Below are 23,482 nucleotides of genomic sequence, written 5' to 3' on the forward strand. Positions count from 1 at the left end.
GCCCGTGCCATCCTTCCGATCCCTCGGCCGGCGGCTGCTCGGGGCCGCCGCGGTGGCACTGCTGCTCGCCCAGGGCGCGCAACCGGCGTACGCCGCCGACGGCGAGGGCGAACCCTTCGACGCCACCCTCTGCGGTGACTTCGTCCCCAACGACCCGAGCCAGGTGGAGAACGCGCACTGGGCCACCCAGCGGCTGCAGGTCGAGCGGGTGAACCAGTTGGCGACCGGCAAGGGGGTCCGGATCGCGGTGATCGACACCGGGGTGGACACCTCCCGCAATCCCGAGCTGCAGCGCGAGGGCCGGCCGGTGGTCAGCCAGGCGTACAACTTCGCCGGTTACGACAAGTCCAAGGGCTCGGGCAGTGAACGCAGGGCGGACTGCGCGCACGGCACCCGGGTCACCTCGCTGATCGTCGGGCGCCCGGACGGCAAGGGTTTCAGCGGGCTCGCCCCCGATGCGGAGGTGATCTCGCTGCGGGCGCTGCAGCAGACCGCCGGCAGTGTCGGTACGCCGGGTCAGCAGCAGGAGTCCGAACCGCTGCAGCCGACGATCAATGCGGTCCGCAAGGCGATCGAGCTGCGCGTGGACATCATCAACATTTCCCAGCAGGGCAGCGATTCCTACGAATACCGGCAGGCGATCAATGAGGCGATCGGGGCCGGGATCGTGGTGGTGGCGGCCTCCGGCAACCGGGGCGGGGAGCCCAGACCGCCGTATCCGGCGAGCTATCGCGATGTGATCGCGGTCGGGATGAGCGACATCAACGACCAGCCGCATCCGCAGTCACAGTTCAACCCGGATCTGCATGTGGCCGTCGGGGCGCCGGGGGTGAAGGTGCTCGCGGCGAACCCGTCCGGGCCGCAGGGCCAGTCCTGGGAGATGGTGGACGGCACCTCCTATGCCGCGCCGCTGGTGTCGGCGACGGTCGCGCTGATGCTGGAGCGCGATCCCGGTCTGAAACCGGCCGAGGTGAAGCGGCGGTTGCAGGCCAGCGCCGACCCGCCGGCTGCGACCGCACCGGACAAGCAGCTCGGCTTCGGGATCGTGAACCCCTACCGGGCGCTCACCGACGTCGACTTCGGTACGCCGGGGCCGACTCCCCCGCCGGTCGCCGGCCGCGCCCCCGATCCGACGAAGGCCGCGAGCACCACCGGCGGCGGGAAGCTGGCGGTCGCGCTCGGCCTGGCCGCCCTGGTCGGGGTCGGGCTGGCCACCGCCCTGTTCGCGGCCTATCCCTCGGGCAAACGGCGCGGCTGGAAGGCCTGACCCGCATCGGCGCTGCTCCTCAGCGCACCACCGTGAGCCCCGCGCGGATCAGGATCTCCCGGATCCGGTCGATCTCCGCATCGGTCAGCGGGCTCAGCGGTGCGAAGGTGCGGGGCGAGTCGAGCACGCCGCGCAGCCACATCGCTGCCTTGAAGGCGCCGAGGGCGCCGGCGGTGAAACCGATCCGGGATCGGTCGGCGACATCGATGATCGCGAACAACGCGATCAGCCGCTCCTGTTCGGCGGCCGCGGCGGCCGGGTCACCGGCCTCGACGGCGCGGAGGATCGCGGGGTAACCGTTCGGGTCGACATTGCCCAGGCCGGGTACGATGCCGCTCGCACCGAGCTGGACGGCGACATCGGCGAAGACCTCGGAGCCGGTCAAGGCGGTGACCCCGGTCCCCCGCAGCGCCGCGAGCGCACGGCGGAAGCCGGCCAGGTCACCACTGGAGTCCTTGAAGGCCGCGATCGTACCCTGCTGTGCGAGTCGGGCCAGGGCCGCGAGCGGCAGCGGTGAATGGGTGGCGGCGGGGATGTCGTAGGCGACCACCGGCACCTCCACCGCGGCGGCGATGAGCTCGTAGTGTCGGACCACCTCGGCCACCCCGGGTGCGATGTAGAACGGCGGGGCCGCGACCACCGCCGCGGCCCCGGCCGCGACGGCCGCGACCGCGTGGTCGATGACGCGCAGCGTGCCGGTGTCCATCGCGCCCGCGATCACCGGGGCCCGACCGGCGGCCGCCGCGACGGCGACCTCGACCACCCGGCGGCGTACCGCATCGGGTTGCAGGGCGACCTCACCGGTCGATCCGCCGACGAACACCGCCCGGGCGCCGGCGCCGAGCTGCTCGTCGACGACCCGGCCGAGCGCGTCCTCATCGAGCTCGCCGGTGTCGGTCAGCGGGGTGACCAGCGGGGTCACCACACCGCGCAGTGCCTCGGTCATCGGGCGCCCTCCTGCAGGGCCGGGGCATCGGACTCGACGCGCAGCGCCTTGCCGATCCGGGCCGGGACGTTGAAGCCGACGAACACCGCGACCACGATCGTGAACGCGATCGCCAGCACCATCAGCGCGGTCCCCAGGCCGCCGAAGCGCTGGGCCAGGGTGGCGCCGATGACCGGGGCCAGTGCCCCGCCGAGGGCGCCGATGTTGTAGGTCAGACCCAGGCCGGCCGCACGCAGCCGGGTCGGGAAATGGTCGGTGATGAACTTCGGCAGCAGCCCGGAGATGCCCTGGCTGGTGAACTGCAGCGCGAACAGCAGCACCGAGAGCAGCACGAAGCTCGAACCGCCGATCAGGAACACCGGTGCGATCACCAGCAGCGAGACCAGCAGCCCGGTGAGGTACGCCCGACGGGTGCCGATCCGGTCGCCGAGCATGCCGGCCGCGACCGAACCGGCCGCGTACCCGAGCCCGGCCCAGAGCAGCACCGTCGAGACGGCGGCCGGGTTGTAGCCGAGGTCGGTCTTCAGATAGGTGGGCAGCAGCGACTGGATCGGCCAGGAGTAGAGGAAGGCCGCGAACACCGTGACCACCAGGGCGACCGTCATCGGCCAGAGCCGGCCGGCCATCTGCACCAGGTAGGCGATGAAGCCCGCACCGACGATGATCGCGAGCAGCCAGGTGGCGGGCCCGGCGGCCTTGGAGAAGACCAGCACCAGGCAGACGGCGATGACGATGCCGATGACGGTGTTCAGCAGGGCGCGCTGCCGGGTGCCGAACAGGATCTGGAAGGTGGTCGCCTCGGCCCGCTCCCCGACCTCGCGCTGCCATTCCGCGGCCTCGGGCAGCGAGCGGCGCATGACCAGTGCGAGCACGACCGGCAGGATGCCGATGTAGAACATCCAGCGCCAGCCGAGCGAGGGCACGATCACCGCGTACAGCAGGCTGGCGACGACCACACCGACCGGGTACGCCGAGAGCAGCATGCCGGAGGCGCGGTTGCGCAGTGCCTGCGGCCAGGACTCCATCGCGAAGGTGGCACTGGATCCGTATTCGCCGGCCATCCCGATGCCGACCAGCGCCCGGAAGGCGAACATCGACCAGTAACCCCAGGCGAAACCGCAGAGCAGGCTGCCGACGGCGAAGCACCAGATGCTGATGATCATCGCCGGCTTGCGGCCGAACCGGTCGCCGATCGCGCCGAGCACCAGGCCGCCGAACCAGCGGGAGACGAAGGCCGCGCTGACCAGGGTGGCCGCGGTCGGCAGGTCGAGCTGGAATTCCTCGGCGATCTCGGTGAGCACCAGGGTGATCAGGATGAAGTCGAATCCATCGAGGAAATAACCGAGCCAGGCGGCGAAGAAGGACCGCCACTGCTGGGGTTGCAGCGAGCGCAGACCGCTCTGCTGGGTTGGCGTCGTTGCCACGTGAGCTCCCGTCGTCCATCGCGGGGTCGGGCCCCGCCTCCCGTACGCCCCCCGAAGATAGGACGTCCCATGTCCTATGACGGTAACCCCGTTGCTGGGTGAACCGCAACCATCAGGCGCGGCCGAGCCGCTCCCGGATGTCGGCGAAGTGCGTCGCGACGGCCCGCTGGGTGGCCCCGACATCCTGCTGCCGGACGGCCGCCAGGATTCCCGCGTGCCAGCCGGCGGCGGCCACCGGGGTGTATCTGGCACCGGGCAGTTGGGCCTCGACATCGCCGAACACCCGCCAGAACACGCGCAGCAGATCGGTCACCAGCGCATTCCCCAGCGGGGCGTACAGGGTCTCGTGGAATCGCCAGTCGAGCTCGGGGAAATAGTCACCGGCCGCCGCCGCGCGCTGCATGCCCTGCACGATCTCCTCGAGGGCCGCCAACTGGGCGTCGTCGACGGCCGCCACCACCCGGGCCGCGAGCCCCACCTCGAGCGCCTCCCGGACATCGAGCAGATCCCGCAGTTCCCCGAGCCCGGCGCGCAGCGACATCGCGGCCCGGAAATGCAGCCCGCGTTCCAGCGCGGTGAGGCCGGCGTTGCCGACGAAGGTGCCGTAACCGTGGCGGACCTCGACGATGCCGAGCGCCTGCAGCGCCTTCAGCCCTTCGCGCAGCACGTTGCGGCCGACGCCGAACTCGCGCATCAACTCCTGCTCGGTGGGCAGCGGGTCACCGGGCCCCAGGCCGTGCTCGACGATGTAGTCGGTCAGCAGCGAGCGCACCTGCTCCTGCAGCAGGGGCCGCGCGGTGCGGCGGTCGGCACTCACACGCTCAGCCTAGCCGCGACCCCGCGCCCCTCCCTCACGTTCCCTGAGCGAGGAGCGCCGCGACGAGTCGACGGGACCGTGGCTTCGTCTCGCTCGTGCTACCAGCCCTCCGGCCCGGCCGAGCCGGCGGCGTACTCCTCCAGCGGCACCTTGCCCGCCGCCCAGGCGTTCAGCACCGGCTCGACGATCCGCCAGCACTCGACCGCGGCGTCGCCGCGGACGGTGAGCAGCTGGCTGCCGTCGAAGATCTGGGCCAGGATCTCCCCGTAGGGCAGCAGATCGGCCGGCGCGAGGGTGACGGTCAGCGTCTTCTGCTCCAGATCGAAGGGATCGCCCTCGGCGTTCATCGTCAGGCTCAGCGACACCTCACCGGACTTGAGGTCGAGCACCAGGGTGTCGGCGCCGGTGGTGTCGTCGATGAACCCGTCCGGCAGATGGGCCACATCGCGGAAGGTCACGATGATCTTCTTGCAGGGCGTGCCCAGCGCCTTGCCGCTGCGCAGCACGAACGGCACCCCGGCCCAGCGGTTGTTCTCGATCGCGACGGTGACCTGCGCGAGCGTCTCGGTCTCGCGGGTGGGATCGACGCCGTCCTCCTTGGCGTAGTCGGGGAGCTTGCGTCGGCCGATGCTGCCGGCGGTGTAGCGGGCCCGGCGCGAGGACCGCTTCGGCGAGTTCCCCCACAGCCTGGTGGCGCGCAGCACCTGCGCCTTCTGGTCGCTCAGCTCCTGATCGTCCAGGACCGCGATCGACTCCAGGGCGAACATCGCCATCACCTGCAGCAGGTGGCTCTGGATCATGTCGCGCAGCGCACCGGCGCCGTCGTAGTAGCCCGCCCGCCCCTCCAGCGCCAGATCCTCGTCGTAGACGATCTCCACCCGTTCGATGTGGGTGCCGTTCCAGACCGGTTGCAGCAGCCGGTTGGCGAACCGCAGCCCGATCAGGTTGAGCACGGTCGCGCGGCCGAGGAAGTGGTCGAGCCGGAAGACCTGCTCCTCGGGCACCACCTGGTGCAGCAGGGTGTTGAACGCCTCCGCACTCGCGCGATCCACCCCGAAGGGCTTCTCCAGGGCGAGCCTGGTGACCGCGGGGAGGTCGATGTCGCGGAGCAGTTCGCAGACCTTCATCGAGATCTGCGGCGGCAGCGCGAAGAAGATCACCAGCGGGCCGTCGCCGCACCGGCCGATCAGGTCCGCGAGCGCGGCCGGGTCGAGCAGGTCGGTCTGCACGTACGCCGTGCGCCGGGTCACCGCGGTGGTCACCCGGGCCGGCGCATCGGTGCTGGCGAAGGAATCCTTGACGCGGTCCTTCCACTGCGCGGCGCTGAGATCGGCGCGGTCGGCCCCGGTGACGCGGATGTCCCGGTCACGCTCGGCGGTGAGCAGGCTGGCCAGCCCGGGGAGCAGCAGCCGATGGGTGAGGTCACCGGCCGCACCGAGGATCAGCAGGGTCGCCGACTTCGTGGTGTCCGCGTTCTGGACGGTCTTCTTCTTCGCCTTGGTACCGGTCGCCATGGCGGCAGTTTTCCATGCCGGTCGGAACGCCCATCGACCAGACCGCCATGCGAAGCGAAGCGGAGCAATGGCCGGCCGACCCGGACGCCCATCGAGTAGGCCGCCATGCGAAGCGAAGCGGAGCAATGGCGGCCGTGTCGAGATGAACCACCACAATCGGTTGGACCGCACGACGGGCCGGCAGCTGAAACCCCCTTACCGTGCGTGAAACCCCTGCTGCAGTGGGGGTTTCACGCACGGTACGGGGGTTTCACGACTGGGCGTCGAGGATGGAACGGGTGGCTTCGACTCGCTCGTTCCTCGCTCGCTCAGCCGGCGTAGGCGCGTGCGGTTCATCTCGACACGTGGCCCCGGCTCCGCTGGCGCTCCGCCGGGTCCACTACTCGATGAACGTGGGGCAAGGGCCCGGCTCCGCCGGGTCCACTACTCGATGAACGGTCAGTCGAAGACCGGGGCTGGGGTGTTCACGGTCTGGATGAGCACCTTGCCGCCGCGGGTGACGAAGGTGCCGCGGCCCGGGGGCAGCGGGAACGGGCGGACGTCGGCGAGCAGCTGGCCCTCGTCCTTGGTACCGGACATGATCAGACCCGGCGACTGGCCGTCCTTCATCCGGGCGATCAGCGCGTCGCTGAAGGCCGCCCGGCCGGCACCGCCCATACCGCGGGCGATGATGATGTGCAGGCCGATGTCGGAGGCCTGGGAGACCAGGTCGGCGAACGGCTGCAGCGGATTGTTCATCGAGGTGGCCACCAGGTCGTAGTCGTCGACCACCACGAAGATCTCCATGCCCTGCCACCAGGACCGGTTCCGCAGCTCCTCCTGGGAGACGTCCGGGCCGGGCAGGCGTACCCGCACCGCCTCGGCGAGATGCTTGGACATGTCGGTCGCCGCCTGCGAGGAGGCGCAGTAGCTGATCAGGTAGTCATCGGGTACCAACCCCAGATGCTGGCGCCGATAGTCGAGCAGCAGGATCTTGGCGTCCTCGGAGCTGTACCGGGTGGTGATGCCCTCCAGGATCGTGCGGATCAGCGTCGACTTGCCGCACTCGGGTGCACCGAAGGCGACCAGATGCGGTTCGGAGGCCGGGTCGAACCAGACCGGCGCCAGCTCCAGCTCGTCGACCCCGATCGGGAACGCCCGCTCGGTCTCGTCGCGGCTGATGCCGGGCAGCTGGGCCGGGGTGAGGTCATCGGGCAGCATCCGCACCTCGGCGGCCTTCGGCCCGCGCCAGGCCGCGTCGATCTGCTGCACCGCGGCACGTACGCCGTCGGAAAGTTCTTCCACATCAGGGTTTCCGTCGATCCGCGGCAGCGCGGCCAGCGAGTGCAGACCGTCGCGGGACAGGCCCCGGCCGGGCCGACCCTCGGGCACGTTCGCGGCGAGTTTGCGGTTGATCTCGGACTCGAAGTTGTCACCGAGCTTGAGCTCGATCCGGCTCTGCAGCAGGTCGCGGATGTTCATCCGGAACTCCGACCACTTGGCGCCCGAGAGCATCACGTGGATGCCGAAGCTCAGGCCGCGGTGCGCCAGCTGGGTGATCGTGGACTCCAGGTCCTCGAACTCCTGACGCAGCGTGATCCAACCGTCGACGACCAGAAAAACGTCACTGGGGAAGCGATCGGGGGGAATGCTGCCCTGGGCGCGGCCCCGCCGGTAGGCCTGCATCGACTCGACGCCGAGCTCACCGAACTGGGTCTCCCGCGCCGACAGCAACGAGGTCAGCTCGGCCACCGTCCGCTTCACCCGGTCCACATCCAACCGGCCACAGACCGAACCGACGTGCGGCAACCCGCGCAGCGAGGCGAGCGCACCGCCGCCGAAGTCCAGGCAGTAGAAACCGACCTCGGCCGGGGTGTGCTGCAGCGCCATCGACATCACCGTCGAACGCAGCACCGTCGACTTGCCGGTCTGCGGGCCACCGACCACACCCAGGTGGCCACCGCCGCCGGCGAGGTCGATCCACATCGGATCGCGGCGCTGCTGCCGGGGCCGGTCGATCAGCCCCATCGGCGCCTGCAACCGCCCGTACATCCGCGAGTCCCCGGTCGTCAGCCCACGCCCCTCGACCTCGACCAGTCGGCCCCCATCGCCGAAGCTGGAGGCGTACAACTCATCGAGGGTGGGCGGCACGTCCAGCGGCGGCAGCCACACCTTGTGCGCCGGCCAGCCCTGCCCGCGGAGCCGACCGACGACGACGCTGAGCAGGGTCTCCTCATCGTCCTCGTCGTCCTCGGTGGCGACCGGGGCGGGTTCGGGTTCGGCGGCCAGATCCGGTGGCGGCGCGGTCTCCTCCATCCGGGCGGCCCGGGCCGGCAGCAGTTCGGGCTCCGGCGGACGCGGCACCTCGACCGCGCGCGGAGTGAACTCCAGCACCGGCGGAATCCAGGTATCGCTCGGTTCCTCTTCGTCGGCGGCGTCGATCAGGCTGTCCCCGGCGCGGCTGCGGACCGGGGCGACACTGCCCTGCCAGGGCCCGGAGACGTAGGCCGCTTTGAACTGCACCATGTTGGTGGTGTCGTATTTCAGATAGCCGTTGCCGGGGGCGCTGGGCAGCTCGTAGGCATCCGGTACGCCGATCACCGTCCGCGATTCCTGCGGGGAGAAGGTGCGCAGCGCGATCCGGTAGGAGAGGAAGGTGTCCAGCCCGCGGAGCTTGGACTCCTCCAGTCGCTGCGAGGCGAGCAGCAGGTGTACGCCGATGGAGCGGCCGATCCGGCCGATCTGGATGAACAGGTCGATGAACTCCGGCCGTGCGGTGAGCAGCTCGGAGAACTCGTCGACGACGATGAACAGGCTCGGCATCGGCGGGATGTCGGCCCCGTCGAGGCGGGCCTGGTCGTATTCCTCGCGGTTCTTGATGTCGCGGTTCTTCAACTGGGCATTGGTCTGCGAGAGCACCTCCATCCGGCGGTCCAGCTCACCGCCGATGGCGTCCTGCATCCGGTCGACCAGGGTCAGCTCGCCCTCCAGGTTGGTGATCACCGCCGAGACGTGCGGCAGCTCCTCCAGCCCGGCGAAGGTGGCACCACCCTTGAAGTCGACGAGCACATAGTTGAGCTGGTCCGGCGGATGGGTCATCGACAGCCCGAGCACCAGGGTGCGCAGGAACTCCGACTTGCCCGAACCGGTCGCGCCGATGCACAGGCCGTGCGGGCCCATGCCCGACATCGCGGCCTCCTTGATGTCCAGCTCTACCGGCTGACCGCTGGTGCCGTTGCCGATCGGCACCCGCAGCCGCTGGTGCAGCGGGCGCTGTTTCCAGACCCGTGCGGTGTCCAGCATGGCCGGGTCGCCGACCCCGACCATCGACGGGTAATCCTTCGGTGCTTCGAAAACGGGCGCATCGGCGATGTCCCCGGTGTCCTCGACGACCGCACCGATCGGCATCCGGAACGGGGCCAGGGCGCGGGCCAGCAGCTCGGCGTGCACCATCGCGGTCTGGTCGGCCGGGCCGATCTCGCTGGTCTGCAACCGGTTGCCGCGGCGCAGGTGCGCGTGCAGCTGACCCTCGCGCACCTCCACCGCCATCGTGCCCGGCTCGATCCGCCGCGGCGCCTCCCGGACCCGGGACACCTCCAGGGTGGTCGCGGTCGTTCCGGGCGCGGTGAACTGGCCGGCGTTCACCCCGTCGACACCGTCGGCGACGACCACGATGTGGCGCAGCGTGTCATCGCTCAGCGACCCGGCGGCCCCCTCGGCGAGCTGGGTCAGCTCGGCGGCACTGCTGGCGAACAGCCGGACCGCCCCGGCGCCGTCGTTGCGATCCGGGTGCTGGGCGTGCGGCAGCCACTTCACCCAGTCCCAGTGCCGCTGGTTCTCCGGGGCGATGCAGAACAGGATCCGGAACTCGGTCGGCGCATGCCAGGCGGCCATCTGGGAGACCATCGCGTACGCCAGCCGGCGCGCGCCATCCTCCTCGCCGATCAGCTGCACCATCCGGTAGGAGGGCAGATCCAGCGAGATCGGCATCGAGGTGACCCGGCGGTGGGTGTTCATGAACCGGCGCAGCGCACCGACGGTGAGCGGCTCCAGATCCTCCACCGGCTTGGATTCCGGCGGGGTGATCCGCTGGGCGAAGTTCTGCTGGCCGAGCCCGATCCGGATCGAGCCGAAGTCACCGTCCTCGGGGCGGCGCTCCCACATCCGCCGGGTGCCGGCGATGGTCCACAGGTTCTCCGGGTCGGGATGGATCCACAGCGTCGAGCGGCGCTGCTCGGCGGCGGTACCGCGGATCCGCTTGCGCATCTGGCCCAGATAGCGGAAGTAGTCGCGGCGCGCGGCGTCGAGCTGCTGGGCCTGGTCGTCGTTGCCGCGGCCGGTCTGGCTGAGCATCATGCCGAGCATCGAGATGCCGTACATGCCACCCATCACCGCACCGAGCGGCCCGCGGGCCCCGGCGGTGGAGGTCATCATCATCGCCATCGCGCCGGCACCGGCGAGCATCGGCAGCATCCGCAGCACCATTCCCCAGTTGGCACCGGTGGACGGCGGCGGGATCTCCGGCGGGGACTCCAGCAGCAGGTCCCCGCGCGGCATCGCGGGACCGCTAGGGCGCTTCGGCCGGTTGAAGGTGACGGTCGCCATGGTGGTTCGCAGACTAGTCGGAACAGGGGCCGAACGATCAGTCGACTGGTTCTCGAATCATCTGTCGAGTGCCTGTGACTCGCTTATTGAATGGGCCTTTCAACCACTACTCTCACGCTCGTGAGCACAGCAACCGACGAAGCCGCCGAGGAGGTCGCCCGGGTCACGGTGATCTCACCGACCCGGCGGATCGACCTGGCGCTGCCCGCGGGCACCACCCTGGGTGAGTTGATGCCCAACATCGTCCGGTTCTCCGGCTACGAGGGCGGCGGTGCCCAGGAGGCCGTGCAGTCGTGGGTGCTGCAGCGTTTCGGTGAGGACCCGCTCGACGCCGATCGGCCGATCGGCGAACTGGAACTGCGCGACGGCGAGACGCTGCATCTGCGGCACCGGGAGGCGACGCTGCCCGATGCCGCCTTCGACGACGTGGTGGACGCGGTCGCCACAGCGACCGGCACCCAGCCGCGGTGGAGCGACAACGACTCCCGGAAGTTCACCCTGGTCTTCGTGGCGCTGCTGGCGGTGCTGCTGCCCGGCTTCGCGGTCGCCGCGAGCCCCGGCTGGATGGTCGCGGTCGCGGTGCTGGTGCTGGCGCTGGCCTGCGGGTTCACCGCGGTGCTGCTGGCGCGGGCCTTCGGCTTGACCGCGGTCGCGGGGACGCTGGCCTGGGTGGCGGTGGCGCTGGCCGGGATCGGCGGGTTCGCGGTGCTGCCGGGTACGCCGATGCTGCCGCGGGGCGATATGAGCGTGCAGGTGCTGCTGGCCGCGGCGCTGATCCTGGCGATGGCCGGGGCGATGGCGTTGGGCACCCAGGTGACGGCGTACCCGCTGCTCGGGGTGAGCTGTGCCGCGGTCGTGGTGGTGCTGGCGGCGATGGCCGCGGTGCTGCTGCCGAACCGGCAGCTGCATGCCGCGGCGGTGGCGCTGGCGATCGTGATGGCGGCGACCTCGATGCTGCCGATGCTGGCCTTCCGGGTGGCCGGGGTGGCGATGCCGAATCTGCCCTCGACCGCCGAAGCGCTGATGGCCGATCGGCAGCCGGTGCAGCACGACATCGTCTCCCGGGCGATCGCCGCGGACCGGTTCCTGACCGCGTTCCTGGTCGGTACCGGGTTGGCGGCGGCGGTGCTGTCGGTGCCGGTGCTGGTGCTCGGTACCGGGTGGGCACCGACGGTGCTGGTGCTGGTCTGCGCGCTGGCGCTGCTGCTGCGCGCGCGGGCCTTCGTCGGCCGGACCGCGCGGCTGGCGCTGCTGGCCGCCGGCACCCTGATGGCGCTCGGCGCGGCCATCGACGGGCTCGCCGGTCTGGAATCGCCGATGTCCCGGGCACTGGCCGGGTTGCTGATCGTCGCGCTCGGCGTCTGGTTCGGCAGCCAGTACGCCGCCACCGGCTGGAACCGGGTGCTGTCCCCGGTCTGGGGCCGCTGGGGTGACATCTTCGAGTGGCTCGCGGTGATCGCGATCCTGCCGCTGCTGCTCGCCGTCCTCGATCTCTACTCCTGGGCGTATGGACTGGGCGGCTGAGCCCCCGACGGATGGCCACGGCCCCCGGGGCCGAGTCCGGCGGTACGATGACGAGTCGCCGGGCCAATCAACAGGTATGGGCCAACAGCTATGGGCCAACGGGTATGGGCGTGATCCAGCAGACAGGACGACCGTGACGGCAGCCAATCAGCGACGACGCTCGCCGAGCATCCGCGACGTCGCGCGCGAGGCCGGGGTGTCACGGCAGACCGTCTCCCGGGTCATCAACAACCATCCGAGTCTGCGCCCCGAGACCCGCGACCGGGTGCTGCAGGTCATCGAGCAGATGCGGTACCGGCCGAACGCGGTGGCCCGGGCGCTGGGTCGCAACAGCTCGCACGTCATCGGCGTACTCGCCCTGCAGCGCACCCAGTACGGCCCGATCGCCGCCATCCAGGCGATCGAGGAGGCCGCCGTCGCCTACGGGTTCGTCTCGTTCACGGTCCCGCTGACCGACACCTCCTCCGACATGATCCGCGAGGGCCTGGAGTTCCTCGTCTCCCAGCAGGTCGCCGGCATCGTGGTGATCGCCCCGCAGCGGCCGGTGCTGAAGGAGGTCACCCAACTGGAGTTGGACATCCCCTATGTGCTGTTGCACTCGCGCGTCGACGACGAGACCGATCTGGAGATCTTCGCCGACCAGCGCCACGGTGCCCGGCTGGCGGTGGCCCATCTGGCGGACCAGGGCCATCGGCGGATCGCCCACCTGGCCGGACCCGCCGACTGGATGGAGGCCGAGGCGCGGTTGCACGGCTATCGGGACGAGCTGACCGCGCGGGGTCTCGATCCGTTGCCCGTGGTGCACGGCGACTGGTCGTCCGCGAGCGGCGCCGCCCTGGCGGACCCGATCGTGGCGAGCGGCGCCACCGCCGTGTTCTGCTCCAACGACCAGATGGCGCTCGGGCTGATCCATGCGGTCCGCCTCCGCAACCTGTCGGTCCCCGAGGACGTGAGCGTCGTCGGCTTCGACGACATCCCGGAGGCGGCATACTTCGCCCCACCGCTGACCACCGTCCGGCAGGACTTCGCCTCGATGGGCCGGCGCTGTGTGGCGCGGCTGATCACCCCGCCACCGGGCGCCCCGATGGCCGCCACCCGCCTCGACATCACCCCCGCCAGCACCGTCGCGCTGGTGGTCCGCGAGTCGGTTCGCAACATCACGAGTCGGTGACGGCCCCACCGATCGTGGCCGAATCCCTTGACTGACGAATCCCCGTCATGCCTATCATGTGACCGGTCCCATGAGGCCTGACTTCAAGCCGGACGCCGTCCGCAGACCGCTCGATGCCGAGGGAGAGCAGGAGCGGCGCCGAAGTGTCAGGTCCCGGCCGTACCGAGCAGGCAACGAGGCCCGCCGGAAGGAAAGGATGAGTTGTGGACAGAAGGACTTTCCTGGGAACGACGTCCCTGGTTGCGCTCGGACTGGGCCTCACCGCATGCTCCGGTGAGCGCGCGGGAATGGCGAGCGGGTCAGCGGCACCGGGTGACAACAAGGGTGCTCTGGTCGGCGTCGCGATGCCGACGAAGACCTCGGAACGCTGGATCGATGACGGCAACAACATCCAGGCGAAGCTGGAGGCCCTCGGTTACAAGGTCGATCTGCAGTACGCGAACGACAAGGTCCCCGATCAGCAGCAGCAGTTGGAGTCGATGATCAACAAGGGCGCGAAGGCGCTCATCGTCGCATCGATCGACGGCACGGCCCTCACCCAGCAGTTGGCCTCGGCGGCCCAGTCGGGGGTCAAGATCATCGCCTACGACCGGTTGATCAACGGCACCCCGAACGTCGACTACTACGTCACCTTCGACAACCAGAAGGTCGGCGTGCAGCAGGGCACCTCACTGCTCATCGGCCTCGGGCTCCTCGACGCCGACGGCAAGGAGACCGGCAAGACCGGGCCGTTGAACATCGAGTACTTCGGCGGATCGCCGGACGACAACAACGCCCAGTACTTCTGGCAGGGTGCGATGAGCGTCATCAAGCCGTTCGTCGACAAGGGTGTGCTGAAGGTGGTCTCGGGACAGACCGAGTTCAGCCAGTGCGCGATCCAGCAATGGAAGCAGGAGACCGCGCAGGCCCGGATGGAGACCATCCTCAACGGCTTCTACGCCCAGGGCACGAAGCTCGACGGGGTGCTCTCCCCCTACGACGGCCTCTCCCGAGGCGTCCTGAACGCCACCAAGGCCGCCGGTATCCCGAACCCGATCGTCACCGGACAGGACGCCGAGAAGCCCTCGGACAAGTTGATCCTCGACGGCGTCCAGTATTCGACGATCTTCAAGGACACCAGGAAACTCGGCGACACCGCGGCGCAGATGGTCGACGCCGTGCTGAACGGGCGGACCCCCGAGACCAACGACACCACCACCTACAACAACAAGGTGAAGGTCGTCCCGGCCTACCTGCACCAGTCGGTGATCATCACCAAGGACAACCTGGTCAAGGAGATCGTCGATTCCGGTTACTACACCAAGGAAGAAGTCGAGAAGGGTCAGTGACCCCTCGGCCCGACCGAGAGCCGTCGTCGCGGGCGGGGCAGCAACCGGCCCTGCCCGCTCCGGTTCCCGACTCCGGCTCAAACTCCGACTGGGAGAACGATGACAGCTCAGCACATCCTGCAGATGCGGGACATCACGAAGACGTTCTCGGGGGTGGTCGCCCTGAAGAATGTGAACCTGACCGTCCAACGCGGTGAGGTGCACGCGATCTGCGGTGAGAACGGGGCCGGGAAGTCCACCCTGATGAAGGTCCTCTCCGGGGTGTACCGCCACGGCAGCTACACCGGGGAGATCGAGCTCGACGGAAAGCCGGCCGAGTTCGGCGGCATCCGCGACTCCGAACGCGACGGCATCGTCATCATCCACCAGGAACTCGCGTTGAGCCCGTACCTGTCGATCGCCGAGAACATCTTCCTGGGCAACGAACGCCGCAATCGGATCGGCCTGGTGGACTGGAACGCCACCAACATCGAGGCGGCCCGGCTCATCCAGCGGGTCGGTCTGCGGGAGAACCCGGCCACCAAGATCCTCGACATCGGGGTCGGCAAGCAGCAGCTGGTGGAGATCGCCAAGGCGCTGTCGAAGGACGTCCGGATCCTGATCCTGGACGAGCCGACCGCCGCACTCAACGACGAGGACTCCGCACACCTGCTCGACCTGATCCGCGGCCTCCGGGACGAGGGTGTCACCTGCATCATCATCAGCCACAAGCTCAACGAGATCCGCGCGATCGCCGACCGGGTGACGATCCTCCGCGACGGGCAGACGATCGAGACGCTGCAGAACGACGCCGAGCTCACCGAGGACCGGATCATCCGCGGAATGGTCGGCCGGGCCCTGGAGAACCGCTTCCCCGCCCGGGAGAGCAATCCGGGTGAGGAGACGCTGCGGATCGAGAACTGGACCGTGCACCATCCCCTGGAGACCAGCCGGATCGTGGTCAATGACGCGTCGCTGAACGTCCGGGCCGGTGAGGTGGTCGGCATCGCCGGTCTGATGGGTGCCGGACGCACCGAGCTGGCGATGAGCGTGTTCGGGCATTCCTACGGTCACAACATTTCCGGCGACCTGTTCGTCAACGGCAGACCGGTGCGGGCGAGGAGCGTACGCCAGGCCATCGATGCCGGCCTCGCGTACGCCACCGAGGATCGCAAGGTCTATGGACTCAACCTCATCCAGTCGATCCGCACCAACATCTCTGCCGCCTCCCTGGACAAGCTGTCGCGGCTCGGTTGGGTCGATGCGAACAACGAACAGATCGTGGCCAACGACTATCTGCGGAAGATGCGGATCAAGGCTCCCAATGTGGATGCGATCGTGGGCAAGCTGTCCGGCGGCAACCAGCAGAAGGTCGTGCTGTCGAAGTGGATGTATTCCGACCCCGACGTGCTGATCCTCGATGAACCGACCCGCGGCATCGACGTGGGTGCGAAATACGAGATCTACACCATCATCAACGAGCTGGCCGCCGCCGGGAAGGCGGTGCTGATGATCTCCAGCGAGTTGCCCGAGCTCCTCGGCACCTGTGATCGCATCTACGCCATGTCCGCCGGCCGGATCACCGGCGAGCTGCCCGTCGCCGAGGCCACCCAGGAACGACTCATGCAGTACATGACCCGAGAGAAGGAAGAAGCGCGTGAGCACATCGACCACTGAGGCGCCCCAGACCCCGGCGCCCGAGACCAGCCACGGTGTCGGCGCGTTCCTGGCGAGCCGGCTCCGGCAGGTGGGCCTGATCATCGCCCTGGCGGTGATCATCCTCCTCTTCCAGGTGCTGACCGACGGCAATCTGCTCACCCCGCGGAACGTGACCAGCATCATCAACCAGAACGCCTACGTGCTGATCCTCGCCATCGGAATGGTGATGATCATCATCGCCGGGCACATCGACCTCTCGGTGGGCTCGGTGGTCGCCTTCGTCGGTGCGATGAGCGGCATCTTCATCGTGAAGATGGGCATGCCGTGGTGGCTGGGTGTCGTCCTCTCCCTGGCCATCGGGGCGCTGATCGGTGCCTGGCAGGGGTTCTGGGTCGCCTATGTGGGCATTCCGGCGTTCATCGTCACCCTGGCCGGGATGCTGACCTTCCGCGGCCTCACCCAGATGGTGCTGCAGAACGTCCCGATCACCCCCTTCCCCGCCGAGTACACCGCGATCGGCTCGGGGTTCCTGCCCGATCTGACGGGCGGGCAATCGGTGTTCGAGATACTCACCCTGATCCTCGGCGCCGTCGCGACCATCGCGCTGGTCGCCAGCCAGGTCAACGAACGCCGCAAACGGGTCCGCCTCAACCTGGAGAGCGATCCGATCCAGTGGTTCGTCCTCAAGCTGGTCGTCATCTGCGCCTTCCTGGTCGGGCTGACCTTCGTGCTGGCCAGCTACCAGGGCACCCCGATCGTGCTGGTGATCCTGGCGGCGCTCATCCTCATCTACTCCACGGTGATGTCGAACAGCGTCTTCGGCCGCAATGTCTATGCCCGCGGTGGAAATCTGTTGGCGGCGCAGTTGTCGGGTGTGAACACCAAGAAGGTCGACTTCCTGCTGTTCGTGAACATGGGTGTGCTCGCCGGCATCGCCGGCATCGCGTTCACCGCGCGCACCAACTCGGCCCTGCCGAACGCCGGCAGTGGCTTCGAACTCGATGCGATCGCCGCGGTGTTCATCGGCGGTGCGGCGGTGACCGGTGGCGTCGGAACGGTGACCGGCGCGATGATCGGCGGCCTCACCATGGGCGTGCTGAACAGCGGCATGTCCCTGCTCGGGCTCGGCAGCGAGGTCCAGTCCTTCATCAAGGGCTTCGTGCTGCTGCTGGCGGTCGCCTTCGACATCTTCAACAAGCGCCGCGGAGCCAACGCCTAGGCGAGCGGTGCGGTGCTGGCCCGGATCCGCAGTTCGGGGGCGATCAGCCGGCGCGCCGGCCCCTCGCCCCCGATCTGCGCGACCAGGGTCTCCAGGCAGGCGGACGCGAGCTCGTCGAAGGGCTGGCGAACCGTGGTCAGCGCCGGGGCGAAGAAGGCGGAGCCGGGCATGTCGTCGTAACCGACGACGCTCACCCGGTCCGGCACCCCGATGCCCCGTTCCCGGAGCGCCGCGATGAGACCGAGGGCGATCAGGTCGTTGCCGCAGACCACCGCGTCGGGCAGACCGGAACGGGCGAGCTGCTCACCGAGGGCGTGACCGCGGGCGGCGGTCCAGTCCCCCTCGAGCAGCGGCCCGTCCAGACCGGCGTCCGCCATCGCCGAACGCCAGCCGCGGATCCGGGACCGGGCGTCGAACCAGTCCACCGGCCCGGCGAGATGGGCGATCCGGCGATGACCGAGCTCGATCAGATGCTGGGTGGCGGCCCGGGCGCCGGCCGCGTGATCGACCGCGACCACACTGGGCTGCTCCGAGGACTCCCCCACATCGGCCACCACGATCATCGGGATCGCGGGCACCAGGTCCAACAGGGGTGCGGCCATCGCCTCGCGTCCCACGATCGCGACGATGCCGTCGACCCCGCGGGCCGCGAACGAGTCGACCAGGGACACCGGTTCCTCGGGGTCGTCCTCACCGACGATGCCCACCAGGGTGGCGTACCCGTGCCGCCGGGCGGCGGCCTCCACCGCACTCAGCGTGCTGGCCGGACCGAGCAGCGGGGAGCCGCCCGACAGCACCCCGATCAGACCGGAGCGGTGGGTGGCCAGGGCCCGCGCCGACAGATTGCGCCGGTAGCCCAGCTGGTCCACCGCGGCGAGCACCCGATCCCGGGTCGCGGCACGGACGCTGTCGGCCTCGTTGAAGACCCGGGAGACCGTCTGGTGCGAGACCCCGGCCAACGCGGCCACATCCATCATGCTCGGCGGTCGGGTCCGCCCGCCGGATCGTTCGCTCACCCTTGACCTCCTCGACAGCTCCACCCGGACGAGGTGGCGCGGCGCTATTCCAGCACGCCGCCGTTCCTCGCAGTCGCCGGTGGCTCAGATCTCGATGACGGTCTTGAGACCTGCCCGCCGGGCGGCGAAGTCGAACCCGGCGGCGGCATCGGCCAGCGGGAACCGGTCGCTGACCAGCGAGTCCAGGTCGACGTGTCCGCGCTGCACGGCGGTGACCGCGCGGGCGTACACCTCCTTCATCCGGCGTACGCAGACCAGGGTGAGTCCCTTGCGGCGCGCGAGCGAGGCCGTGAAGGTGGTCCGGTCCTCATCGGGGATGCCGACCAGGGCGACCCGTCCGCCGCCGCGGGCCAGCTGCATCGAGAGCTCGACCGCATCGGGTCCCCCGTGCACCTCGAAGACCACCTCGCAGGAGGCGGGTGGTTGTTCCCGGGCCTGGTCGGGGGTCAGCACCCGATCCGCGCCATAGCGTTCGGCCGCAGCCCGCCGGTGGGCCAGTGGTTCCACCGCCCACACCTCCCGTGCCCCCAGGGACACGGCCAGTTGGACCAGCAGCAGGCCGATCGGGCCGCAGCCGACGACCGCGACCCGGTCCGCCAGCCGCACGTGCCCCAGATCCCAGGCGTGGATGGCCACCCCCAGTGGTTCCAGCACCGAGGCGGCCACCGGGTCGATCCCCTCCGGCATCGGGTGGAGCCGGTCGGTCGGCCAGCGCAGTTCCTCCTGCAGCCCGCCGTCGAAGCCGCCGTGCCCGGCGAAGTCCTGGTGCTCGCACAGGTTGGGATTCCCCTCGCGGCAGTGCTCGCACCGATCACAGGGGATGGACGGATCGATCGCGACGACCCGGCCGGCGTAGGGACCGTCGAGGGCCACACCACCCATCTCGTGACCGGGCACGACGGGCTGGTCGAGACGGGCGTCGCCGATCCCGCCCTCGGCGTACCAGTGCAGATCCGAGCCACACAACCCGACCGCCCCGACCGCGATCCGGGTCCACCCCGGACGCGACTCGGGCGCCGGCTCCTCGGCGAGCCGCAGATCACCGGGGGCGTACAACCGCGCCGCGCGCACCTCAGGCCCCTCGGGTGAGGCGACGGTAGGCGTGCTCCCAGCGCAGCGCGTCGGCGAAACCGCGAGTGGTGGTCCGGTCGTCGATGACGGCCAGCTCGATGTCGACCATGTCCGCCAGCGCCTCCCAGACGTCGAGACCGACGGCGCTGCTGAGCACCGTGTGATGGGCCGCGCCGGCGGTGATCCAGCATTCCGCCGAGGTCGCGAAGTCCGGTTCCGGCTCCCAGACGGCGTGCGCCACCGGAAGGTTGGGCAGCGGGGCGTCCGCGGCGACCAGGTCGACCACATTGGCGGTCAGCCGGAGCCGCTCGCCGAGGTCGGCCATCGCGACCACGATGCCCGGGCCCGGATCGGCCTCGAAGACCAACCGGACCGGGTCCTCGCGGTTGCCGATGCTCAACGGGTGGACCTCCAGCCGCGGCCGCGCGGTGGTCAGCGAGGGACAGATCTCCAGCATGTGCGCGCCGAGGATCTTCTCCCGACCGGGCGTCAGTTCATAGCTGTAGTCCTCCATCAGCGAGGCGCCACCCGGCAGACCATGGCCCATCACCTTGGCCACCCGGACCAGGATCGCGGTCTTCCAGTCGCCCTCGGCGCCGAACCCGTATCCGTCGGCCATCAACCGCTGCACGGCCAGGCCGGGCAGCTGGCGGAGCCCGCCCAGGTCCTCGAAGTTGGTGGTGAAGGCCCCGAAACCACCGCCGTCGAGGAACGACCGCAGGCCCAGCTCGATCCGCGCGGCGACCCGCAGCGAGTCCCGCCGATCCCCGTCGGGGCCCAGTTCCGGTGCCACCTCGTAGTCCCGGTCGTACTGTGCGCAGAGGGCGTCCACCTCGGCGTCCGGAACCGCGTCGACCGCCTCGACGAGTTCGTTGACCGCCCAGGAGTTCACCGAGACGCCGAGTTTGAACTCGACCTCGGTCTTGTCCCCCTCGGTGACCGCGACATTGCGCATGTTGTCACCGAAGCGCGCGAGTCGCAGGCCGCGGAGTTCGGCGGCTCCCGCGGCGGCCCGGGCCCAGGCGCCGACCCTGGCACGGGTCCGGGGATCGCTGACGTGGCCGACGACCACCGTGCGGCGGGTACCCAACCGGGCCCCGAGATACCCGAACTCGCGGTCCCCGTGGGCGGCCTGGTTGAGGTTCATGTAGTCCATGTCGATGGTGGCCCAGGGCAGCTCCACCGCGGCCTGCGTGTGCAGGTGCAGCAGCGGTTTGGCCAGGGCGGCCAGCCCACCGATCCACATCTTCGCCGGGGAGAAGGTGTGCATCCAGGTGATCACCCCGACGCAGGCGTCGTCACTGTTGGCATCGAGCATGGTGCGGCGGATCGCGTCCCGATCCTTCAGCGTCGGTTTCCAGACCACGCGGATCGGGATCTCCGGGGCCTCGTCGAGCTGGGCGACGATGGCCTGCGACTGCTCGGCCACCTGGCGGAGGGTGTCCTCGCCGTAGAGATCCTGCGATCCGGTGAGGAACCAGATCTCCTTGCCCTGGAACGGATTCTGCACCGGGTCAGCCTTTCTGGTTCTGGGAGTGGGTCGCGTCCTCGGCAGCCGTCGGCTGGCCATAGACGTTCTGGTAGCGGGCGTACAACCGGTCGACCGCATCGGAGTGGATCGGTTGCGGCATGCCCAGCTGGCGGGCCAGATGCACGGTCCGGGCGACCTCCTCGACCATCACGGCCGCCTTCACCGCGGCACGGGCGTCCGGTCCGATCGTGAACGGGCCGTGGTTCGCCATCAGCACCGCGGGCGATCTGCTGCCGCGCAGGGTCTCCACGATGCCCTGTCCGATGGAGTCGTCGCCGATCAGCGCGAAGGGCCCGATCGGCACGTCGCCGCCGAACTCGTCGCCCATCATCGTGAGGACGCAGGGAATGGGTTCGCCGAGCGCGGCCCAGGCGGTCGCATAGGGCGAGTGGGTGTGCACGACCCCGCCCACCTCGGGCATGTGCCGGTACACGTAGGCGTGCGCGGCGGTGTCCGAGGACGGGGTCAGCCGCTCCGGCGTACCGTCGTCGATCTTGGCGCCGTCCAGGGTGCAGACCACCATCGCCTCGCTGGCGAGTTCGTCATAGGACACCCCGGACGGTTTGATCACGAACAGATCGGTGCCCAGGACCCGTTCGGAGACGTTGCCCGCGGTCCAGACCACCAGGCCGTTGCGGGGCAGTTCGGCGTGCAGGGTGGCGACCCGCTCGCGGCAGGCCGCCACCGCGTCCCGGGTCGCCCGGTCCAGATCGCGCAACCGCGGCCGCTGGTCACTCATCGCGGGTCCTCCTGTCCTCGAGGGCCTGCTGGCGCATCTCCTTCAGGTCGTGCATGAGATCGCGGGCCTCTCGTCCGAGATGGTCATGGAGCCGGCGGTAATGGGCGTAGAGCCTGCGGTAGGCGGCCGCGGCGTCCGGGTCGGGCCGGTACGCCGCATCGACGCGGCGGCCCATCGCCTCGGCCGCGGCCGGCACGTCCGGATAGCACCCCGCGGCCACCGCGGCGTGGATGGCCGAGCCGAGCGCGGGGCCCTGGTCGGAACCGATCACCGCGATCTCCATGTCCAGCACGTCGGCGTACACCTGCATCAGGAACCGGTTCTTCAGCAGGCCGCCGGCCGCCACGAATCGGGTCACCGGTACGCCGGAGCGGTCGAAGGCCTCGACGATCGTGCGGGTGCCGAAGGCGGTGGCCTCGATCAGGGCCCGGTACTGGTCCTCCGGTCGGGTGGCGAGGGTCTGGCCGACGATCACCCCGGACAGGGCGTGGTCGACGAGGATGGACCGGTTGCCCGAGTGCCAGTCCAGCGCCACCAGGCCGTGCTCGCCCACCTGCTGCCGCGAGGCCAGGTCGCTGAGGTGCTGGTGCACCGAGATCCCGGCGGCCTCGGCCGCCTCGGCGTAGGAGGCGGGTACGCAGTTGTCCACGAACCAGCCGAGGATGTCGCCGACCCCGGACTGGCCGGCCTCGTAACCCCAGAGACCGGCGACGATGCCACCGTCGACGACCCCGCACATGCCGTCGACCTCGCGCAGCTGGGCACCGTTCATCACGTGACAGGTGGAGGTGCCCATGATCGCGACCATCTCGCCGGGTGCGGTGGCCCGGGCGGCGGGGGCGGTGACGTGGGCGTCGACATTGCCCACCGCGACGGCGATCCCCTCCGGCAGACCGGTCCAGGCCGCGGCCTCGGCGGTCAGGGACCCGGCGCGGGCACCCAACTCGCCGATGCGGGCCCGGAGCTTCTCCTCGACGAATCCGCCGAAGCCGGGTGAGAGCGCCTCGCAGAACTCCTCGCTCGGGTACCGGCCGTCCTGGTAGATGCCCTTGTAGCCGTTGGTGCAGGCGTTCCGGACGTACTCACCGCACAGCTGCCAGACGATCCAGTCGGCCGCCTCGACCCAGTGGTCGGTGGCCGCATAGACCTCGGGCGCCTCCTCGAAGAGCTGCAGCCCCTTGGCGAACTCCCACTCCGAGGAGATCAGTCCGCCGTAGCGCGCGAGCCACGGCTCACCGCGCTCGGCGGCCAGCGCGTTGATGCGGTCGGCGTGGGGTTGGGCGGCGTGGTGCTTCCACAGCTTCACATAGGCATGGGGGTTGTTGCGCCACTCGTCGAGATCGCTCACCGGGGTGCCGTCGGCCAGCACCGGCATCGGCGTCGATGCGGTGAAGTCGGTACCGATGCCCCGCACGCGGGCCGGGTCGACCCCGGCGGACTCGAGCGCGGCCGGAACGGCCCGGCGGAGCACCGACAGGTAGTCCTGCGGCGCCTGCAGGGCCCAGTCGGCGCCCAGCGCGCGCCCGTCCCCGGCGGTCAGCCGGTCGCTCATCACCGCGTGCTCGTAGTCGTGGACCGCGCTGCCGAGTTCCTTCCCGTCGCGCACCCGGACGACGACCGCTCGTCCGGACAGGGAGCCGAAGTCGACTCCGATCACCACCTCGTCGTGGTCCGCACCCATCCTGTGTCCTTC

At 69.8% G+C, this 23,482-nt stretch carries 16 protein-coding genes; 6 read left to right on the forward strand and 10 right to left on the reverse strand.

The window, feature by feature from the left end; translation table 11 throughout:
* Positions 1–4 precede the first annotated feature (4 nt).
* Positions 5–1,267 carry a S8 family peptidase gene (locus tag C8D81_RS09030; protein WP_166646743.1) on the forward strand — a complete coding sequence of 421 codons (1,263 nt, stop codon included), beginning with the start codon at positions 5–7 and terminating at the stop codon, positions 1,265–1,267.
* A 19-nt stretch (positions 1,268–1,286) separates the two neighbouring features.
* On the opposite strand, the gene C8D81_RS09035 is transcribed toward C8D81_RS09030, so the two are convergent.
* The 5 genes from C8D81_RS09035 to eccCa form a co-directional block, all read right to left on the reverse strand.
* Positions 1,287–2,213, reverse strand: a complete 927-nt coding sequence (locus C8D81_RS09035) for a dihydrodipicolinate synthase family protein (protein WP_094430933.1) — start codon at positions 2,211–2,213, stop codon at positions 1,287–1,289.
* Positions 2,210–3,637 carry a sialate:H+ symport family MFS transporter gene (locus C8D81_RS09040; RefSeq protein WP_208109196.1) on the reverse strand — a complete coding sequence of 476 codons (1,428 nt, stop codon included), beginning with the start codon at positions 3,635–3,637 and terminating at the stop codon, positions 2,210–2,212. The genes C8D81_RS09035 and C8D81_RS09040 overlap by 4 nt, the downstream gene beginning before the upstream one ends.
* A gap of 112 nt (positions 3,638–3,749) precedes the next feature.
* A complete protein-coding gene (locus C8D81_RS09045) occupies positions 3,750–4,454 on the reverse strand; it encodes a FadR/GntR family transcriptional regulator (RefSeq protein WP_208109197.1) in 705 nt (234 codons plus the stop codon).
* Positions 4,455–4,552: 98 nt separating this feature from the next.
* A complete protein-coding gene (locus C8D81_RS09050; RefSeq protein WP_094430935.1) occupies positions 4,553–5,968 on the reverse strand; it encodes a glucose-6-phosphate dehydrogenase in 1,416 nt (471 codons plus the stop codon).
* A gap of 438 nt (positions 5,969–6,406) precedes the next feature.
* A complete protein-coding gene (gene eccCa, locus C8D81_RS09055; protein ID WP_133625952.1) occupies positions 6,407–10,552 on the reverse strand; it encodes a type VII secretion protein EccCa in 4,146 nt (1,381 codons plus the stop codon).
* A gap of 120 nt (positions 10,553–10,672) precedes the next feature.
* On the opposite strand from eccCa, the gene eccD reads away from it, so the two are divergent.
* The 5 genes from eccD to mmsB all read left to right on the forward strand — a co-directional run bounded on the left by eccD (position 10,673) and on the right by mmsB (position 17,432).
* Entirely contained in the window at positions 10,673–12,076 is a 1,404-nt protein-coding gene (gene eccD, locus C8D81_RS09060) for a type VII secretion integral membrane protein EccD (protein WP_166646744.1), read from the forward strand.
* A 133-nt stretch (positions 12,077–12,209) separates the two neighbouring features.
* Positions 12,210–13,247, forward strand: coding sequence for a LacI family DNA-binding transcriptional regulator (locus C8D81_RS09065; RefSeq protein ID WP_208109198.1), 1,038 nt, complete (start codon positions 12,210–12,212; stop codon positions 13,245–13,247).
* 287 nt (positions 13,248–13,534) lie between these two features.
* Positions 13,535–14,575, forward strand: a complete 1,041-nt coding sequence (chvE, locus tag C8D81_RS09070) for a multiple monosaccharide ABC transporter substrate-binding protein (RefSeq protein WP_094357752.1) — start codon at positions 13,535–13,537, stop codon at positions 14,573–14,575.
* Between the two features lie 99 nt (positions 14,576–14,674).
* The gene (gene mmsA / locus C8D81_RS09075) at positions 14,675–16,231 is read left to right on the forward strand and encodes a multiple monosaccharide ABC transporter ATP-binding protein (RefSeq protein ID WP_133625954.1); all 1,557 of its coding nucleotides are present in this window, start codon (positions 14,675–14,677) and stop codon (positions 16,229–16,231) included.
* The gene (gene mmsB, locus C8D81_RS09080; RefSeq protein WP_094357756.1) at positions 16,212–17,432 is read left to right on the forward strand and encodes a multiple monosaccharide ABC transporter permease; all 1,221 of its coding nucleotides are present in this window, start codon (positions 16,212–16,214) and stop codon (positions 17,430–17,432) included. Before mmsA ends, mmsB begins: the two co-directional genes overlap by 20 nt.
* Here mmsB and C8D81_RS09085 read toward each other — a convergent pair.
* From C8D81_RS09085 to araB, 5 genes are all read right to left on the reverse strand, one after another.
* On the reverse strand, positions 17,429–18,448 hold the full coding sequence (locus C8D81_RS09085; RefSeq protein ID WP_229119177.1) for a LacI family DNA-binding transcriptional regulator: 1,020 nt from the start codon (positions 18,446–18,448) through the stop codon (positions 17,429–17,431). The two genes, mmsB and C8D81_RS09085, sit on opposite strands and share 4 nt — an antisense overlap.
* Positions 18,449–18,532: 84 nt before the next feature.
* Positions 18,533–19,519 carry a zinc-dependent alcohol dehydrogenase gene (locus C8D81_RS09090; RefSeq protein ID WP_094357760.1) on the reverse strand — a complete coding sequence of 329 codons (987 nt, stop codon included), beginning with the start codon at positions 19,517–19,519 and terminating at the stop codon, positions 18,533–18,535.
* Position 19,520: 1 nt separating this feature from the next.
* Complete coding sequence (araA, locus tag C8D81_RS09095; RefSeq protein WP_133625955.1) at positions 19,521–21,029, reverse strand: L-arabinose isomerase; 1,509 nt, start codon at positions 21,027–21,029, stop codon at positions 19,521–19,523.
* 4 nt (positions 21,030–21,033) lie between these two features.
* On the reverse strand, positions 21,034–21,789 hold the full coding sequence (locus C8D81_RS09100) for an L-ribulose-5-phosphate 4-epimerase (protein WP_094357764.1): 756 nt from the start codon (positions 21,787–21,789) through the stop codon (positions 21,034–21,036).
* The gene (araB, locus tag C8D81_RS09105) at positions 21,782–23,470 is read right to left on the reverse strand and encodes a ribulokinase (RefSeq protein WP_094357766.1); all 1,689 of its coding nucleotides are present in this window, start codon (positions 23,468–23,470) and stop codon (positions 21,782–21,784) included. Before araB ends, C8D81_RS09100 begins: the two co-directional genes overlap by 8 nt.
* Between the last annotated feature and the right edge of the window lie 12 nt (positions 23,471–23,482).

The sequence above is a fragment of the Enemella evansiae genome, assembly GCF_004362375.1.
GTDB lineage: Bacteria > Actinomycetota > Actinomycetes > Propionibacteriales > Propionibacteriaceae > Enemella > Enemella evansiae.